At 74.2% G+C, this 18,251-nt stretch carries 12 protein-coding genes; 3 read left to right on the forward strand and 9 right to left on the reverse strand.

The window, feature by feature from the left end:
* The first annotated feature begins 252 nt into the window (after positions 1-252).
* Positions 253-1,437, forward strand: coding sequence for a thioester domain-containing protein (locus OUQ99_RS26545; RefSeq protein ID WP_346660219.1), 1,185 nt, complete (start codon positions 253-255; stop codon positions 1,435-1,437).
* 84 nt (positions 1,438-1,521) lie between these two features.
* On the opposite strand, the gene gatA is transcribed toward OUQ99_RS26545, so the two are convergent.
* The 7 genes from gatA to mnmA all read right to left on the reverse strand — a co-directional run bounded on the left by gatA (position 1,522) and on the right by mnmA (position 11,531).
* Positions 1,522-3,018 (reverse strand): Asp-tRNA(Asn)/Glu-tRNA(Gln) amidotransferase subunit GatA, encoded by a 1,497-nt coding sequence (gene gatA / locus OUQ99_RS26550; protein ID WP_267946503.1) that lies wholly within the window; start codon positions 3,016-3,018, stop codon positions 1,522-1,524.
* A gap of 3 nt (positions 3,019-3,021) precedes the next feature.
* Positions 3,022-3,321, reverse strand: a complete 300-nt coding sequence (gene gatC, locus OUQ99_RS26555; protein WP_267946504.1) for an Asp-tRNA(Asn)/Glu-tRNA(Gln) amidotransferase subunit GatC — start codon at positions 3,319-3,321, stop codon at positions 3,022-3,024.
* A 76-nt stretch (positions 3,322-3,397) separates the two neighbouring features.
* Positions 3,398-5,446, reverse strand: coding sequence for a putative bifunctional diguanylate cyclase/phosphodiesterase (locus OUQ99_RS26560; RefSeq protein WP_267946505.1), 2,049 nt, complete (start codon positions 5,444-5,446; stop codon positions 3,398-3,400).
* Positions 5,447-5,820: 374 nt separating this feature from the next.
* Complete coding sequence (gene ligA, locus OUQ99_RS26565; RefSeq protein ID WP_267946506.1) at positions 5,821-8,073, reverse strand: NAD-dependent DNA ligase LigA; 2,253 nt, start codon at positions 8,071-8,073, stop codon at positions 5,821-5,823.
* Positions 8,074-8,122: 49 nt separating this feature from the next.
* Positions 8,123-9,172: a methionine synthase gene (locus OUQ99_RS26570; protein WP_267946507.1), complete on the reverse strand. Its 1,050-nt coding sequence runs from the start codon at positions 9,170-9,172 to the stop codon at positions 8,123-8,125.
* A gap of 547 nt (positions 9,173-9,719) precedes the next feature.
* On the reverse strand, positions 9,720-10,319 hold the full coding sequence (locus OUQ99_RS26575; protein ID WP_267946508.1) for a DedA family protein: 600 nt from the start codon (positions 10,317-10,319) through the stop codon (positions 9,720-9,722).
* 123 nt (positions 10,320-10,442) lie between these two features.
* Positions 10,443-11,531, reverse strand: a complete 1,089-nt coding sequence (gene mnmA, locus OUQ99_RS26580; protein ID WP_267946509.1) for a tRNA 2-thiouridine(34) synthase MnmA — start codon at positions 11,529-11,531, stop codon at positions 10,443-10,445.
* A gap of 180 nt (positions 11,532-11,711) precedes the next feature.
* Here mnmA and OUQ99_RS26585 point away from each other — a divergent pair, with 180 nt between their 5' ends.
* Both OUQ99_RS26585 and OUQ99_RS26590 read left to right on the forward strand, forming a co-directional pair.
* Positions 11,712-12,878 carry a DUF695 domain-containing protein gene (locus OUQ99_RS26585; RefSeq protein ID WP_267946510.1) on the forward strand — a complete coding sequence of 389 codons (1,167 nt, stop codon included), beginning with the start codon at positions 11,712-11,714 and terminating at the stop codon, positions 12,876-12,878.
* Between the two features lie 133 nt (positions 12,879-13,011).
* Complete coding sequence (locus tag OUQ99_RS26590; protein ID WP_267946511.1) at positions 13,012-14,673, forward strand: hypothetical protein; 1,662 nt, start codon at positions 13,012-13,014, stop codon at positions 14,671-14,673.
* A 40-nt stretch (positions 14,674-14,713) separates the two neighbouring features.
* On the opposite strand, the gene OUQ99_RS26595 is transcribed toward OUQ99_RS26590, so the two are convergent.
* Both OUQ99_RS26595 and OUQ99_RS26600 read right to left on the reverse strand, forming a co-directional pair.
* On the reverse strand, positions 14,714-16,858 hold the full coding sequence (locus tag OUQ99_RS26595; protein WP_267946512.1) for a hypothetical protein: 2,145 nt from the start codon (positions 16,856-16,858) through the stop codon (positions 14,714-14,716).
* 165 nt (positions 16,859-17,023) lie between these two features.
* Positions 17,024-17,857, reverse strand: coding sequence for an ion transporter (locus tag OUQ99_RS26600; RefSeq protein ID WP_267946513.1), 834 nt, complete (start codon positions 17,855-17,857; stop codon positions 17,024-17,026).
* Positions 17,858-18,251 lie beyond the last annotated feature (394 nt).

Below are 18,251 nucleotides of genomic sequence, written 5' to 3' on the forward strand. Positions count from 1 at the left end.
CGTGGGAGACCACGCGGGCGGGCCCTTCGGCGTTCACACCGTGACCGCTTCCGGACACACCGCGATAATCCCGCCTCACCGGGTTGGAGGCGCGGGTCCGGGTCATTAGCATCGGCCGGGTAGGCCCCTCACCGCGACCGGAACTCCCTGCGCGCCCCCGCTCCCGTGGCAGTTCCTCCCCCTCTGCCCTCCCGTGCCGCACCGGCCTCCGGCCCCGGGCCTCCTCGGCACGGCAGCACCTCAGGAAGCGATGTGACGCACGTGCCCATCCCCCGTCCCGGTCCCGCACGCCCCGTCCTCGCGGTCGCCGCGGTCTCGGCGCTCGTCCTCGGCCCCGCCGCCCCCGCGGCCTCCCTTCCCGCCGAACCGGCCGTCTACTCGGTGCGCGGGCAGTACACGGGCGTCGCCGAGCACGGCCACGCCGTCACCATGAGGGGCGAGACGTACACGACCACGAGCACGTTCAACGTCGACCTGGAGGGCGACCAGCTCCTCACCGCCTACTGCATCGACTTCCGCACCGGCATCGTCGGCGATGCCTGGTACCGCGAGGACCGGTGGGACACCTACCCCGGCAGGGGCGACTTCGCCGAACCGGGCAAGGTCCGGTGGATCCTCCTCAACTCCTATCCGGTCACCGGCCTCGGGGAGCTGCGCGAGGACACGGGCATCGCGGGCGTGGACGCGTCGGAGGCGCTGACCGCGACCCAGGCGGCGATCTGGCACTTCAGCAACGGCCTCGACCTGGAGGAGGTCCACCAGGGGCCCGAACTGGAGGCCGGGGTCGTCGAGGGCGACGTCGTCCGGCTCTACGACCACCTCGTGGAGCACGCGGAGGAGACGCCCGACGAGCCGGGGTCGGCGCTGACCGTCAGCCCCGACCGCGGCTCCGGGCTGGCCGGCGGGACCGTCGGCGAGTTCACCGTGGAGACCAGCGCCGACGAGGTCCCGGTGACCGTGGACGCCCCCGAGGGCGTGGAGCTGGTGGACCTCGGGAGCGGGGAGCCGGTGACCGGGGTCGGCGACGGCTCCACGGTCGGTTTCGCCGTTCCCGCGGACGCCGGGGCGGGCGAGGCGACCTTCACCCTGGAGGCCGAGGCGACCGTCCGGACCGGGCGCCTGTTCAGGGGCGAGTCGGACGAGCCCACCCAGACCCTGATCACCGCCCAGGACAGCGAGATCACCGTGTCGGACTCCGCCTCCGCGGCCTGGGACGCGCAGGGCGGGACCCCGCCTCCGATCGAGACCTCCGAGAGCCCCGCCGGGGCGGCCGGCGGCACGGACCCCGCGGACCGCGACGAGCGGCCGCTGGCCCTGACCGGTGGCGCGGTCGCCGCCCTGGTCGCGGCCGGTGCGCTCGCCCTGGGGGCCGGGGCGGTGCTCCTCCTCCTGGCCCGCAGGCGCAGGGCAGCGGCGGGGACGGGAACCGCCGACTAAGGGCCGCGCGGCCGGAGCCGGAGACGCGTGTGCCCGCCGCCCCCGGGAGGGGCGGCGGGCACACGGGGCGCTGCCGTCCGGCCGCTAGGCGACCGCGTACGGGCTGCGGGCGATCAGGGCGCCGTCGCGCTCGGTGAGGGCGCGCTCGACGGCCGAGGCCACCCGGTAGGTCCGGTCGTCGGCCAGCGGCGGAGCCATGATCTGGAAGCCGACGGGCAGGCCGTCCTCGGGGGCCAGGCCGCACGGGACCGACAGCGACGCGTTCCCGGCCAGGTTGGACGGGATCGTGCACAGGTCGGCCAGGTACATGGCCATCGGGTCCTCGGAGCGCTCTCCGATCGGGAACGCCGTGGTCGGCGTGGTCGGCGAGACCAGCACGTCGACGCTCTCGAACGCGGCGTCGAAGTCGCGCTTGATCAGCGTGCGCACCTGCTGGGCGCTGCCGTAGTAGGCGTCGTAGTAGCCGCTCGACAGGGCGTAGGTGCCCAGCATGATGCGGCGCTTGACCTCGGGGCCGAAGCCCTGGGCCCGGGTCAGCGACATGACCTCCTCGGCGCTGCGCGTGCCGTCGTCGCCCACCCGCAGGCCGTACCGCATCGCGTCGAAGCGGGCGAGGTTGGACGAGCACTCGCTCGGGGCGATGAGGTAGTACGCCGAGAGGGCGGCGTCGAAGCTCGGGCAGGACAGCTCCACGATCTTCGCGCCCAGGGACTCCAGGAGCTCCAGGGTCTCGTGGAAGCGCCGGCGCACACCCGGCTGGAAGCCGTCGCTGTCCAGCTCCTTGACCACGCCGACGCGCAGGCCGTCGACGTCGCCCAGGCGGGCGGCGTCCACGACCGGCGGGACCGGGGCGTCGATCGAGGTGGAGTCGCGGGGGTCGTGGCCGGAGAACGCCTCGTGGAGGAGGGCGGCGTCGAGCACGTTGCGCGCGAACGGGCCGGGGGTGTCCAGGGACGAGGCGAACGCGATCATCCCGTAGCGGGACGCGCCCCCGTAGGTGGGCTTGGCCCCCACCAGTCCGCACACGGCGGCGGGCTGGCGGATGGAGCCACCGGTGTCGGTCCCGGTGGCCAGGGGCGCCTCGAAAGCGGCGACGGCCGCGGAGGAGCCGCCGGAGGAGCCGCCCGGGATGCGGTCGGTGTCCCACGGGTTGCGGGTGACCTTGTAGGCGGAGTTCTCCGTGGAGGAGCCCATCGCGAACTCGTCCATGTTGGTCTTGCCCAGGATGACCAGGCCGGCCTCGCGCAGGCGCGCGGTGACGGTGGCGTCGTAGGGCGGCTGCCAGCCCTCCAGGATCCTGGAGGCGGCCGTGGTGGGCATGTCCTTGGTGGTGAACACGTCCTTGTGGGCGACGGGCACGCCCGCGAGCGGTCCCAGTTCCTCGCCGGCGGCGCGGCGGGCGTCCACCGCGCGGGCCTGGTCGAGGGCGGTCTCGCGGCGCACGTGCAGGAAGGCGTTGATCTCGCCGTCCACCGCCTCGATGCGGTCCAGGTAGGCGGTGGTGGCCTCCTCGGAGGACACCTCGCCCCCCTTGATGGCCGAGCCGAGTTCGGCCGCGGTCAGGCTGATGACGTCGCTCATCGGCTACTCACCCTCTCCGAGGATCCGCGGGACCCGGAACCGCTGTTCCTCCACCGCCGGGGCCCCGGCCAGGGCCTGCTCGGGGGTGAGGCCGGGCCTGGCCTCGTCGGGGCGGTAGACGTTGGTCAGCGGCAGGGCGTGCGAGCTGGGCGGGATGTCGCCCTGGGCGACCTCCTGCACCTTGGCCACGGCGGTGAGGATGTCACCGAGCTGGGCGGCGAGCGTGTCGAGCTCGCCCTCGTCGAGCGCCAGCCGCGACAACCGGGCGAGGTGTGCGACCTCATCGCGGGTGATGGCGGTCATGAATGCGAACCGTTTCTTCGGCGGAAGGACTATCGGGTCAATCCTATGGCGTTTTCCGGGGGCGCCGCCCTCGGTGTCAGACGCGGCTGTCGGCCGGGGCCCCGCCCTCGTGGGCGGCCACCCAGGCGACGACCTCGCGGGCGGCCAGCGGGGGAGAGTAGTGGCTCCCCTGCGCGGCGTGGCACCCGGTGGACCGGGCCGCGAGGGCGAGGGCCCGGCTGCGCACGCCCCCGGCGGTCGCGCGCATGCCCAGAGCCCTGACCAGGGCGATGGCGGCCCGCACGACGGTGTGGCCGTTGTCGGGCCCGTCCACGAGGCGTGTGGTGAAGGACTCGTGGATCTTCACCTCGTCGAGGGGGAGCCCGGCGAGCTGGGCCAGGGTGAAGTGGCCGGTACCGAAGTCGTCGAGGGCCAGGCCGACGCCGAGCGCGCGGAGCCGGTGGACGGCGGCCGTGGCGGCGTCGGCGTCGGTGATGAGGGCGTGCTCGCCGATCTCCAGGACGAGCTGCTCGGGCGGCACCCCGTGCTCGCGCAGCGCGGCGGCCACGGTGGACGGGAGTTCGGGGTCGAGGAGTTCGCGGACCCCGAGGTTGACGGAGACGGGCAGGCGGATCCCCTCCCCGCGCCACTGGGCGGCGCAGGCCAGCGTGATGTCGAGGACCTGGCCGGTGAAGGCGCGGAACAGGTTGGACTGCTCGACCACCGGCATGAACTCCTCGGGGGCGAGCAGCCCCCGGGTGGGGTGGCGCCAGCGGGCGAGGGCCTCCAGGCCCACGGGCCGCTCGTCGTCGAGGGACACCTTGGGCTGGTAGTGCATCTCCAGCGCTCCCTCCGCCAGGCCCCGCCGGAGCTCGCTGTAGAGGCTGAGCCTGGCCGTGGAGTTGCGGTCCTTGCCGGGGTCGTAGCACTCGACCCCGGTGCGGGCGGCCTTGGCGACGTACATGGCGACGTCCGCGCGCTGCATGAGGAGCGGGAAGTCGGGCGCGTCCCGGGGGAAGAGCGCGATCCCGATGCTGGCCTCCAGGTCGAAGTCCATGCCGTCGAGGCGGACGGGCTCGGCGAGGGCGCCGCGCAGGCGGGCGGCGACCTCGCGGGCGGCGGAGGTGTCGCCGACCTGGGGCAGGAGCACGGCGAACTCGTCGCCGCCGAGCCGGGCCACGAGGTCGCCGGGGCGGACGCTGTGGGTGAGCCGGTAGGCGACGGTCTGGAGGAGGCGGTCGCCGGTGGGGTGGCCGAGGGTGTCGTTGACCTCCTTGAACCGGTCGAGGTCGAGCAGGAGGAGGCCGACCCCGCCTTCCCGCTGGTGGGCGTGGGCGATCTCCTGGCGGGACCGGTGGGTGAGGAGCTTGCGGTTGGCCAGTCCGGTGAGCTCGTCGTGGTTGGCCTGGTGGTCGCGCTTCACCGACAGCATGGCGCTGGTGTAGAGGGCTCCGAGAGGGAAGGCGAAGAGGGGGACGTAGAGGACCGAGTGCGCGGTGGCGACGACGACGAGCGGGGCGAGGCTGATGAGGACGCCGCTGACGTAGAACTGCTGGCCGATCCCCTTGAACATGACCTGTCTGAGCGGGACGCGTTCGTGCATGGCCACCGCGCAGACGACCAGGACGCGGTTGACGGCGAAGTAGGCGGCCCCGGCGAGGGCGACGGCCACGAGTTCCCCCGCCGCGGGGGCGGGGCCGTCGGCGACGAGGCCGGGCAGGGCGAGGCGCAGGACGGCGTCGGCGACCCCGAGGGAGAGCGTGTACTGGGCGGCGTTGAAGGCGGTGCGGTGGGGGGCGTGGCCGCGCGCGAAGCCGGCCACGGTCGTGGCGGCCGCCTGGACGAGGGCGGCGACGGGCAGGCCGAGGAGGAGGACGAGCGCGAAGGAGAACGGCAGCGACGTGGGGGCGCCGCTGCCGGGGGCCTGCCCGGGCATGGAGATGGGCCGCAGTTCGCCGAGGACGATCATGCAGAGCAGGACCCAGGTGAGGGGTTCGACCGCGAGGCCGCGGAGCTCGCCGAGGCCCAGGCCGAGGCTGGAGACGACGAGCAGGCCCGCGCCGGCGACCGTGGTGCCCAGCATGTAGAGCCAGAGCGGTGTCCCGGCACGGGGACCGATGTCCCTGGTGCTGATGGGGTCCTTCATCCGTGGTCCTCGCGAGGGGCCGTGGGCCGACGGCGGCGCGGCGCCGCCGGTCCCGCGCTCGGGGTTCCCGCGGTCCGGCCCCCCTCATGACCGAATCGCGGTTTTAGATGCGTCCACATCCAACGTGTCCGTGTCCAGCTTACGCGGCTTCGTCACCAACTGTCGCTTGCCCGGAACTATCAGTTAACCAAGGTGTGGGCCGCGCGTGGTGGGGGACGCACAAAATGGAACCCCGACCCTCCGCGGCCCCGGGTGGTGACCAGCCGGTTCACGGGGCCCGGACACGGGTTCGCCCCGGTCCGGCCTGCCCCCGCCGCCCCACCGCACGCGGGGGCGCGGGGCCGCTTTCCGGACCGGGGCGCGGAGCGCCGCCGCTAGGCGTCGGCCCCCTCCGCGGCGGGGGCCTCCGCCGCGTCGGCGGCGCCGTCCTCCGGCGAGCGGTTGATCCGCACGCCGACGGCGGCGTCGGCGCCCTCGTCCAGCAGCACCCGGAACCCCTGCTCGTCCAGCACGGGCACACCCAGCTTGACGGCCTTGTCGTACTTGGACCCGGGGCTGTCCCCCACCACCACGAAACCGGTCTTCTTGGACACCGACGCGGTCGCACGGCCGCCGCGCTCGGCGATCGCCTCCTTGGCGCCGTCGCGCGTGAACCCCTCCAGGGAGCCGGTCACCACGACGGTGACGCCCTCGAGGAAGCGCGAGCCGAACTCCGGCTCGTCGTCCTCCATGCGCACGCCCGCCTCCGCCCACTTGCGGACGATCTCGGTGTGCCAGTCCACGGAGAACCACTCGCGGATCGACGCGGCGATGGTCGGGCCGACGCCGTCGACCGAGGCCAGCTCCTCCTCGGTGGCCCCGCGGATGGCGTCCATGGAACGGAAGTGGCGGGCCAGGTCCTCGGCCGCGCGCGGGCCGACGTGCCGGATCGACAGTGCCACGAGGACCCGCCACAGCGGTTTGGCCTTGGCCTCCTCCAGCTGCTCGAACAGCTTCTCGACCGTCTTCTTGGGCTCGCCCCTGAGGTTGGCGAAGAAGGACACCACCTTGGGGTCGCCGGTCTTCGGGTCGGTCTTGGGCTCGGTGGTGTCCGGGTCGAGCACGTGGGTGCGAATGGGCAGCAGCTGGTCGACGGTCAGGTCGAACAGGTCCCCCTCGTCCCGCAGCGGGGCCTGTGCGGGCTCCAGCGGCTGGGTCAGGGCGGTGGCCGCCACGTAGCCGAGCGCCTCGATGTCCAGGGCCTTGCGGCTGGCGATGAAGGCGACCCGCTCCCGGAGCTGTCCGGGGCAGGAGCGGGCGTTGGGGCACCGCAGGTCGACGTCGCCCTCCTTCTGCTGGCCGAGCGGGGTGTCGCACTCGGGGCAGCGCTCGGGCATGACGAACTCGCGCTCGCTGCCGTCGCGGCGCTCCAGGACGGGGCCGACGATCTCGGGGATGACGTCGCCCGCCTTGCGCAGCACCACGGTGTCGCCGATGCGCACGCCCTTGCGGGCGACCTCCTGGGAGTTGTGCAGGGTGGCGAACTCGACCTCGGACCCGGCCACGACCACCGGCTCCATGACGCCGTACGGGGTGACGCGCCCGGTCCGGCCCACGCCCACCTTGATGTCGACGAGCCGGGTGGTGACCTCCTCCGGCGGGTACTTGTAGGCGATCGCCCAGCGCGGGGCGCGGCTCGTGGAGCCGAGCCTGCGCTGGAGCGCGAAGTCGTCGACCTTGACGACGATGCCGTCGATCTCGTAGGCGGGCTCGTGGCGGTGCGCCGCGTAGTACGCGACGTACTCGCGGACCTCCTCCATGGTCCCCACGACCTTGTAGCGGTCGCTCAGCGGCAGGCCCCACTCCCCCAGCAGGGCGTAGGCCTGCGACTGGCTGGTGAAGGCGACGTCCTTCCCGCCGCCCGCGGGGACGTACGCGCCCACCCCGTGCACGATCATCGACAGGGGGCGGGTCGCGGTGACCCGGGGGTCCTTCTGGCGCAGCGAGCCGGCGGCGGCGTTGCGGGGGTTGGCGAAGGGGGCGTGCTCGCCGGTCTCGGTGATGCGCTTGTTGAGGGCCTCGAAGTCCTCCACGGGGAGGAAGACCTCTCCGCGCACCTCCAGCAGCTCGGGTGCGGGGCGCACGTCCTCGCGCAGCCGCTCGGGGACGACCCCGATGGTGCGGACGTTGAGGGTGATGTCCTCGCCCACGCGGCCGTCGCCGCGGGTGGCGGCGCGCACGAGGCGGCCCTTCTCGTAGACCAGGTCGACCGCGAGGCCGTCGATCTTGAGCTCGCAGAGGTAGGCGCCGACCGGGACCTCGGCCGCGGAGCGCTCGCCCCAGGCGTTGAGCTCCCCGGTGTCGAACGCGTTGCCCAGGCTCTCCATCCGCACCAGGTGCTCGACCTCGGCGAAGTCGACGCTGATGGGGGCGCCGACCTTCTGGGTGGGCGAGTCCTGCGTGGCGAGGACGGGGTACCGGTCCTCGATGCCGCGCAGCTCGCCCATGAGGGTGTCGTACTCGGCGTCGGAGATGATCGGGTTGCCCAGGTAGTAGCGGTAGCTGTGGTCGTCCAGCTCCCGGCACAGCTCCTCGTGGCGGGCGCGTACCTCGTCGGGGATGTCGGTGGTGTTGTCGAGCGCGCTCACTCGCTGCCTTTCTGCTGCTCTCGTGCTCACCTGTCGCGGTCGCGGACTTCTAGGACGCCTGTCTGCGGGGCTCGTCCCGCAGGACCCTGGCGCCGGCGCGCGCCGCCGTGAGGGCCGCGCGCGCGTGCCCCGGGGAGGCGCCCGCCAGTCCGCACGTGGGCGTGGTGACCACCGCGCGGGAGAGCAGGTCAGGGGTGATTCCCAACCGGTTCCAGAGGTCGCGAACAGGATCGACGGTAGCGGCGGGGTCGGACATTCGGGCGGTCTGCGCCGGGGTGGCGTCGGTCGTCGGGACCACCCCCAGGAGCAGCCCCGTGCCCGCCTCCACGGCCGTCCCGACCATCTCGTCGTGGTCGCGCGTGAGGAGGAGCGCGTCGAGGCTCAGGGCCTCGGCGCCGCTGCGCCGCAGGAGGTCCAGGGGCGCGCCGGGGTCGCAGCAGTGCGCCGCGGGGACGGCTCCGGCCCCGGAGATCCCGGAGAACAGGTTTCGCAGGACGTCCTCCGCGCGCACCCTGTCCACGGGTCGCAGGCGGCTGAGCCCGCTGGCGGTGGGCAGGGAGCCGAGCAGGACGGCGGGCAGGGAGGGTTCGTCGACCTGGACGAGGAGCCGCGCGCCGGGGACGCCCCCGCGGACCCGGTCGATGTGCGCGAGGACGCCTTCGAGGTGGGACTCGGCGAGATCGCGGCAGGCGCCGGGGTCGGAGACCAGGCGCTGGCCGTTGCGCAGCTCGATCGACGCGGCGAGGGTCCAGGGGCCGGCGACCTGGATCTTGAGTGTGCCGGTGAACGCGTGGGCGTGCTCGGTGAGGGCGTCGAGGTCGTAGGACATGAAGCCGGTCGCGCGGGCGAGGTCGCGCCCCGGGGTGTCGGCGACACGCCATCCGCTGGGCTGCACCTCGACGGGAAGGTCGACCAGGAGCCCGGCGGTGCGGCCGACCATGTCGGCCCCCACACCGCGTTCGGGGAGCTCGGGGAGGTGGGGGAGGGCGGGGAGTTCGCCGAGGATCGTGCGGACGGCCTCGTCGGGATCGTCTCCGGGCCAGGAGCCGACCCCGGTGGAGGAGGCGTTCGGCCAGGGGTAGGACTGCTGTTCGCTCACGTTGCCCAAGGTTAGGGCAACGGTAGGCGGGGGGTGTTACCGCCGACCCGCACGGGCGTGGTGCGGGTCGGCGGTCGGCACGGCGGTCACCGTCCGCCCCCGTGGTCCGGCTGGGCCCCCGGCGGGGGCTCCGTCCTTCTGCGGGGGGTGATGGCGCGGTCATCGGTTGCCGCCGGGGCGGAAGTGCCGGCGGGGCCGGGGCGCCGGGCTCGGCCCGGGACGGTTCCGGTTCCGGTGGTCGGTCCTGGCGCCGGGAAGGCCCCGTCCGGCCGGACCGGGCCGCCCCCCGCCGGCGGGGGGCGCGGTGAGGGCGCCGATCGGCAGGGGCGGAACGGTCACGGCGGGGGTGGCGGGGTGGTGGTACGGGCTCGCACAGGCCTCCCTCTCGTACAGCTTTGTTTGCAGTACTCCATGTGGAGTGGTTCGAATGTCGTACTACAGACGGAGTGGTGTCAACGCCTTGGACGCGGGAACCGCCCGGACACGGCGAAAGGGGCCCGACCGCGCAGGTCGGGCCCCGGGGAGGAGCTGTCGGGAGGGAGAGGCCTCAGGAGGGCCGTGCGGCGACGGCCTGCGCCGGGTCGGCGTCCTGCCCGTCGCGCGCGCCAACGGCGTCCGGAGCGGTCCCGGAGACAGGGGGGCCGTCGGCTCCCCCGTCCTCCGCCCCGCCCCCCGAGCGGGCGCGGGCACGGCGGCCCCGCACGACGAGGAGGGCCACCAGGGCGCAGGCGGCGGCCACGACGCCCAGGGCGGTCCACGGCGAGCTCAGGAAGAGCTCCAGCCAGGTGCCGACCACGCCGCCGATGATGACGCCCCACAGGCCCGCCCAGACGAGGCAGCCGACGAACATCGCCGCGAGGTAGCGCGGGAAGCGCATGCGCATGGCCCCTGCGGAGAGGTTGACGGCGGTCTGCACGCCCACGGTGCAGAAGCTCAGCGTCACCACGGGCGCGCCGTAGCGGTCGATGCGGCGCCGCGCAGCCTCCAGCCGCGGGCCGAGCGCGGCGCCCATGCGGCTCCGCGTCACGCCCGCCCCGAGCCCGCGGCCGATCCAGTACGTGGCCTGGGCGCGGCACAGGATCACGCCGAGCAGCGTGAAGTAGACGATCCAGAAGGGCTGGCCGTCGAGGAAACCGAATTCTGGCATGGGCGAGCTCCCTAACCTCGGCCAGTAACTATGCTATGCCTAACCTAACTTCGGCAAGGGGTCGCAGGTCACCCGTCGGGGCTCCGTCCCGCTCCGGCCGGGCGGGACCCTTCCGGGGCCGCCTCAGACGGAGGCCGCGGCCCGGGAGGTGGAGGAGATCGTCGCCGAGCCGAGCACGGTGTCCCCCTCGTAGACCACCACGGCCTGCCCCGTGGCCACGCCCGTGGCGGGCTCGGCCAGCCGAACGACCAGCTCAGCGCCCTCGGCCCCCTCGCGCTGCCACACCGTCGCCGGGTAGACCTCGCCGTGGGCTCGCAGCTGCACGCGGCACTCGATCGGCTCCGCCGGAGGCAGGCTGCCGCTCCAGACGGGCCGCACCCCGGTGATCCCGTCGACGCGCAGGGACGCGCGCGGCCCCACCGTGACGGTGTTGCCCACCGGCTCGATCGAGAGCACGTAGCGCGGGTCGGGCGCGCCGCCCAGCCCCAGGCCCTTGCGCTGGCCGATCGTGAACGTGTGGGAGCCGTTGTGCGTGCCCACGACGTTGCCGTCCTCGTCCTGGATCGGGCCCGGCCTCTCGCCGATGCGCCGGTTGAGGAACCCCGCCGTGTCGCCGTCGGCGATGAAGCAGATGTCGTGGCTGTCGGGCTTGTCCGCCACGGACAGCCCCCGCCGCTCCGCCTCGGCCCGCACCTCGTCCTTGGTGCAGTCCCCGAGGGGGAACATCGCGTGCTCCAGCTGGCCGGCGTCGAGCACGCCCAGCACGTACGACTGGTCCTTGGCCCGGTCGACGCTGCGCACCAGGCGGCCGTCGACCTTGCGGACGTGGTGGCCGGTCGCCACGGCGTCGAAGCCCAGCGCGACCGCCCGGTCCAGCACAGCCTCGAACTTGATCTTCTCGTTGCAGCGCAGGCACGGGTTGGGCGTGTTGCCCGCCTCGTACTCGGCGACGAAGTCCTGCACGACCTCCCGGTCGAACTCCTCCGACATGTCCCACACGTAGAAGGGGATGCCGATGACGTCCGCCGCGCGGCGGGCGTCGTGGGAGTCCTCCACGGTGCAGCAGCCGCGCGCACCCGTTCGGTAGGACTGTGGGTTCTTGGAGAGCGCCAGGTGAACGCCGGTGACGTCGTGGCCCGCCTCGGCCACCCGGGCCGCGGCGACCGCGGAATCGACCCCGCCGGACATGGCGGCCAGTACACGCAAAGTCATAGTGGCTCCAGCGTATGCGCCCGCCGGGGGTCGCGGCCACGGGCGCCGGGGGACTCCGGCCGCACCGGGCGCGCGGCCCGCGGCGCCCGGCGGGCCGGGGCGGCACGCGGCGGGGAGCCGCCGGGGACGCGCCCGCCGGTGAGGGCGAGGGTGGTCGCCCGGTTCTGCGAAAATCGTGACATGGCTCTGTTCCGTCGTCGCCGCTCCGCCGACTCCACCACGTCCGTCACCGCGTTCTGGGACGCGTGGCCCTCCGTACGCGACGCCCTCGCGGGCGCGGCCGACGCGGACCGGCCCGCCCCTTCCGAGGTCTCCGAGCGCGTCACCGCTCTGGTCCGCGCGATCCACCCCGACCTGGACTGGGAGGTGGGCCCCGCGCCCAAGCGGCAGGGGGGCCTGGACGACCTCGACCTGTCGGCGGACACCGATCCCGACAAGCTCCTGGAGCAGCTGGCGGCCCTGGACGACCCGTCCAAGCTGACCGACGGCCCCGCCCACGCCCTCACCCTGCGCCCCGGCGCGTCCGAGGAGGCGCGCATCCTGTCCGAGCGCTGGGCCCGGTCGGCCCCCGAGGACGCCGAGTGGCTGTTCCGGCCGGTGCGCCCCGCCGACCACGAGCGGCTGTCCTCCGTGGTCCGCTGGGACGACCACGAACTGGACCTGTCGCACGTGTCGGTGTCCATGCGCGTGAACCAGGGGACCGGGCGGATCGAGGTGGGCGTCTACCACCCGGACAACATGTTCCTGTCCCAGGAGACGCGCGAGGGCGTCGCCGAGCACGTGGCCCTGCTGGCGCTCGGCGAGGACGACCTGGTGCGGTGGATCGGCCTGACGGCGCCGCTGGACGAGCCTCCCCTGGACCCGCTGCCCCCCACGTCGATGCCGTCCGTGGTCCGGCAGATGGCCGACCTGCTCGGCGGCTCCGGCGGCTGGGCGACCCTGCACGGGCGCATCCCCATCCAGGGCGCGGTGGAGATCATGCTCCGCCACCCGCTGACCCGCCGCGACTTCCCGGCGTTCTCCCTGTTCGTGCAGGTCGTCGTGCCGTACACCCACGCGGACGAGGACAAGCTGCCCACCGGTGCCTCGGCCTCCGCCCTGGCCGACCTGGAGGCCCGTGTCTCGGACGTGCTCGGGGACAACGGGGCGCTGTTCATGCAGCAGACCGTCGGCGGCCGGCGCGACTACCGCTACTACCTGGACCCGGACTCGGGGGTGCTCCCGGACTTCGAGGCCGTCCTGAAGGACTGGCCGGAGGGCGAGGTGAAGCTGCGCAGCCAGCTGGACCCGTCCTGGTCCCAGTTCAACGCCGCGCGCCGGCCGTTCCGCCGCCAGCTCGGGGAGTAGGCCCCACCGCGGGGAGGGGCCCGGCGCCCTCCCCGCGGCCGGGCGGCCCGGGAAGTGCGTCCCGCGGGGCCGGACCGCGCCCGCCGCGCCACTACCCTGGTTCGCCACGGCTCCCGAGGGTCTAGGGACGACTTTGACCGACTCCCCGTACGTACGCGCCAACGCCGGCCCCGACGCGCACCGCTGGCAGACCTTCGCCGACACGCCCGTGGTGCTGGCCCTGGCCCGCACGTTCACCTCCGCGGTGCGGGTCCTGGAGGGCCTCGCCGTGTTCCGCGGCGACACCCGGGTGCGGGTCGTGTTCGCGTTCGACGGCGGATCCGCGTTCAGCGCGGGCACCGAGCGCCTCCTGGCCGGCGCCGAGGTGGGCCTCGTCCCCTGGGAGTCGCGCCTGGACGTGCGGCCGCGCCTGGTGGTCACCGCCACCGAGAACGTCGACCTCGCCGAGTTCACGTGCCCCGTGGTCGTCCTCCCCCACGGCATCGGCTTCCAGAAGTACGTGCCCGACCACCGCACCGGCGGGGTACGCCTCTCCGGAGTGCCCCGCCACGAGTTCCACGACGCGCGGAACGTCCATCTCGTCCTGTCCCACCCCGCCCAGAGGGAACAGCTCCGGGCGGCCCGCGTCCCCCTGGCCGAACACGCACGGGTCGTCGGCGACCCCGCACGCGACCGGCTCGAGGCGGGGCGCCGGATGCGCGAGCGCTACCGGGCCGGGCTCGGCGTGGGCGCCGACCAGCGCCTGGTCGTCGCCACCTCCACCTGGGGCCCCGAGGGCCTGATCGGCAGCCGCCCCCGGCTGCCCGGCCGGCTCCTGGGCGCCCTCCCCCACGACGACTACCGGGTCGCCGCCGTCCTGCACCCCAACATCTGGTTCTCGCACAGCCCCTGGCAGGTGCGGCACATGCTCGCCGACGCCCTGGACTCCGGGCTCCTCCTCATCCCCCCGCACGCCGGGTGGGGCGCAGCTCTGGTCGCGGCGGACTGCGTCATCGGCGACCACGGGAGCGTGACGCTGTACGGAGCCGCGCTCGACCACCCCCTCCTGCTCGCCGCCCCCGGCGCCGAGTCCGTCCCCGGCACGGCCGTCGCCGAGCTCGCCCGGACCGCACCCCGGCTGGCCGACGAGGGCCTGCGTCCGCAGGTGGAGGCCGCCATCGACGGCCACCGCCCCGGCCGGCACAGCGGCGCCGCGGAACTGGCCTTCGCCCACCCGGGGGAGGGCGGCCGCCGCCTGGCGGAACTCCTCTACGGGCTGCTCGGCCTCCGCCCCCAGGCGGGGGACGGCACCGACCGGGCCCTGCCCGCGCCCGAACCCGACCCGGCGGGCCGCCCGCCGCGCTCCTTCGAGGTCCACGGGAGCGCCGAGGGGAACGGGGAGGTCTCCCTCGAACGCTTTCCGAGCGCCACCCGCCACGTGCCCGGCTCCCGGCCGGGAGCCGTCCGCCACCTCTCCGCCTACGAGACGGAGGAACGCCACGCCCTGGTCAACGCGGCGTCCGTGGTCTGCCGGGACCCGGCCTCCCGGAGCGACCCCGAACGGTGGTCGCGGACGGCGCTGGAGCAGCAGCCCGGGGCGCTCATGGCGGCGGCGGACACCGAGGAGGGCACCCGGGTGGCCGTCCGGGACGGCCGCAGGCTCCTGGTGCGCGCGGACCCGCGCCTCGATCCGGTCCTGGCCGCGGGCGCGGTGTACACCCTGCTCGCGTCCTCCCTCCCGGCCACCGGCCACCACAAGGTCAGGGCCGGTCCGGTGCCGCGCGACTGCGTGATCGAGGCCGCCGGCCCCCCGTGAGCCCCGGCGCCGCCGGGCCCGCGGTCGGTCCGGGCGGTCCTCAGTCCCCGGGCCCGGCGGGTTCCCGCGCACGGTCGCGCTCCCCGGACGCACGCTCCTCCACGGCCTGGGCGCGGGGGCTGCCGACCTCCCGGAACAGCCGGAGCGCCTCCGCCCTGTGCCGGCGGGCGTCGCCCGCGGCGCCGAGCCCGTCCAGCACCTCGGCCAGGGCCTCGTGCGCCTCCGCCTCGTAGTAGCCGAGGTGCGCCGTGAGCGCGGAGAACCCCTCCACGGCCAGGTTCAGGGCCGCCACGGCCTCCCGGTCACACCCCGCCGCGTGGTAGGCGCGCCCCAGCGCCGTCCTGGCGCGGGCCGCCATCCGGTCGTCCGGCCCCTCCGGCAGGGCGAGCAGCCGCCCCACCGCGTCCTCGAGGTCGGCCACCGCCTCCTCCGGGCGCCGGGCCGCGAGCCGCGCGGCGCCCCGGAACAGGATCGCCAGCGCCGTGCCGCGCACCGCGTGCGGGCTCCCGCTGGCCCGGTTGTGCCGGACCGACCGGTCGTAGGCCTCGATCGCGCCCGCCGGGTCGTCCTTCTCCAGGAAGCGGCCGTAGAACTCCCACACGGACCCGCGCAGCAGCTCGTCCTCCACGCCCTCGACCAGCTCGACGGCCCTGAGGATCCTCTCGCGGGCCAGGTCCTCCTTGTGGAGGTCCCGCAGCGGCCGGGAGACGAGGGCGCCGAGCCGGGCCTCGGCCGCGGCGTTCCCGACCATCCTGGCGGCGTCCGCGCCCGCCGTGCCGGTGGCCTCCCAGTCGTGCAGGTACCGTTCCTCCAGGTACAGCGCGGTCGCGAGTTCGGCGAAGCGCCACGTGTGCTCGTGCAGTCCGGCGTCCGCGCAGCCGAGCACCACGGCCACCAGGGTGGGGCGCTCGCGGGACAGCCAGCCGCGCGCCAGCTCCGCGTCTCCCCCGAAGGGGTCCTCCTCGCCCTCCAGCAGCCGGTCCAGGTCCACCACCCTCAGCCTCTCCCCGCGGACGAGCCGCTCCGCGAAACCCAGCGAGGCCAGGTACGCGTCGAGCATGAGGCGCAGCCTCTCCCGGCGCCCGCGCTCGGGCTCCTCCTCCGCGAGCTCCCCCGCGTGGACGCGGAGGAGGTCGTGCTCGAAGCCCAGGCCGTCGCCGTCCTCCTTGACCAGGCGCGCCGTGACGAGTTCGCGAAGCGCCCCGGCGTCCCCCACCCGGGCCGCGATCCGGCGGTCGAACCGGGAGCCCGGCCAGGTGCCCAGGGCGCGGTACAGGGCCGCCGCCCGGGGTGACAGCCCCTCGTAGGCGGTCCGGAAGAACACGTCGAGGTTCCCCTGGTCGTCACCGATCGCCCTCAGCATCCGGCGGGCCCCGTCGACGCGCGCGACCAGGGCGGCCGCGCTCCCCGGCCCTCCCGCGTCGAGCTGGCCGCTGACCAGGACCAGCGCCAGCGGCAGCCCTCCGCACACCTCCAGCAGCCGCTCCAGGGCCCCGGGGTCCTCCTCGGCCAGGGGGTGCGCCACCAGCCGCTCCATGAGGACGAGGGAGGCCGCGCGGTCGAGGGGCCGCAGGTCGGTCGTCCTCGCGTGGTCGGCCCACTTCAGCTCACGGAGGTCGGCGCCGTCGTTGGAGACGAGGACCAGACTCCCGCGCCCGCTCGGGACCAGGGCGCGCACCTGCGCGGGCTCCCACGCCCCCTCGACCACGACGAGGAGCCGCCTGTCGTGGGTGTGCGTGCGGTACGCGCCCGGCCAGAGCCCGGGATCCTCGGGCAGGGCCGACCTGTGCACCCCCAGGACCTGGAGGAACTGGGCGAGCGCCGCGGCGCCGTCCTCCTGCCTTCCCCGCGCGTACCTGAAGGTCAGCTGGCCGCCGGTGAAGTAGTCACCGGTGGTGTAGGAGATCATGCGCAGGAGTTCGGTCTTGCCGATCCCGCGGGGTCCCCCGCACACGACGACCTTGGGCGGCGCGTCGGGGTCCATGTGCCCGCGCGTCCAGCTCTGGCACTCCTCGTGGTTCACGAAGTACGGTGTCGGGGGCTCGACCTGCCGGGGCACCGGGGCCCGGTCCGGCGCGGAGTGGAAGTGCACCCCGCCGCCGATGCTGCCCGCCTGGACGGTCTGGCCGCGGTTGTCCCGTTGGGAGTTACGCGTCTCGTGAGGCCCGGGGGCGTCGGCGCTCATTCGTCTCCTGCGTGGGCGTGGTCACCGGTCGTGCGTCACCCTACCCAGCCGGACCCCGCCGCCACGCCCCGATGACCGCCTCCGGCCGCGCCGGGCGCCGCGCGACCCGGGCAGGGGCCGGGGCGCGGACAGGGCACGGTCCGGCCGGAAGGCGGGCCCGGCCGCCTAGAGCCCCGAGGCGGGCTGCGCGGCGCCGCCCTCCCGGCCGAGGGGCTGTTCCGGGACGGGACCGCCGTCGCGCTCGACCAGCATCCTGTTGAGCCGCTCCACCTGCTGCCCCAGCTCCGTCAGACGGGCCATGACGGCCTCGTGCTGGACCTCCTCCATCTCCTGGTCCTCGACCCAGCGGCTCTCGTTCACCTCCTGCTCCATGGAGGTGACGATCACGCCGATCACCAGGTTCAGCATGATGAACGCCGTCAGCACGATGTACAGGACGAAGAAGATCCACGCCATCGGGTGCTCCTCCAGCACCGCGTCGGAGACGTCCGGCCAGTTCTCCGTCGTCATCAGCAGGAACATCGTGTAGAGCGACGTGCCGAGGTTCCCGAAGAACTCCGGCACCTCCTCGCCGAACAGCTGCTGGGCGATGATCCCCGAGGTGTAGATGACCACCAGGAGCAGGCCTATGACCGTCCCCATCCCCGGCACGGCCTTGAACAGGGCGGTGATGATGATCCGCATCTGCGGCACAGCGGTGATCACGCGGAGGATCCTGAGGACCCGCAGGATCCGGAGCACCGCGAACGGCCCGGTCGTCGGAACGAGGGAGACCGCGACGACGAAGAAGTCGAACCAGTTCCAGGGGTCGCGGAAGAAGTCGCCCCTCCAGGCGTAGACCTTGAGGGTCATCTCGACGACGAACACGCCGATGACGACGCGCTCGGCGATGAGGAGATACGGAAGTGCGGAACTCCCATAAGTGGCCCATCCCAAAATCACGGCATTGATCAGGATCACCACGAGCATCACATTGGAGAACCATCGGCTCTCGACCATCCGGGTGACCTGATCACGCCGCAACGTCACTTCCCCCTCCGCAATTCCACCCCGAATTCGGACACTGAACACCTGAATATATCGAAGTGGACTCGACAGTTTCCCCGCGCACCCTCCCGCGGGGCGGCGCCACCGAAGACGGTACGCCCCGCGGCGGCACGGAGCCCGCAACGGAGCACCGGCGGGGGTCGCGTGGAACATCCCACACACCGGACCGCGCCGCCGACCGCCCCGGAGGGCGCGCGACCGGGATCCCGTCCCCGGAGGGGGCTCCCGCTCCGGGCGGACGTCCCCGCCTGCCCGGCGGGGCGCCGGTGGGCCGGTGGTGATTCGGGGGGAGCGGCCGACCGCTGATATCTTCACAGCCGGCCACGGCAGGAGTCCGAGCCGTCGA

The sequence above is a fragment of the Streptomonospora nanhaiensis genome, from assembly GCF_026642255.1.
Classification (GTDB): Bacteria; Actinomycetota; Actinomycetes; order Streptosporangiales; family Streptosporangiaceae; genus Nocardiopsis; species Nocardiopsis tropica.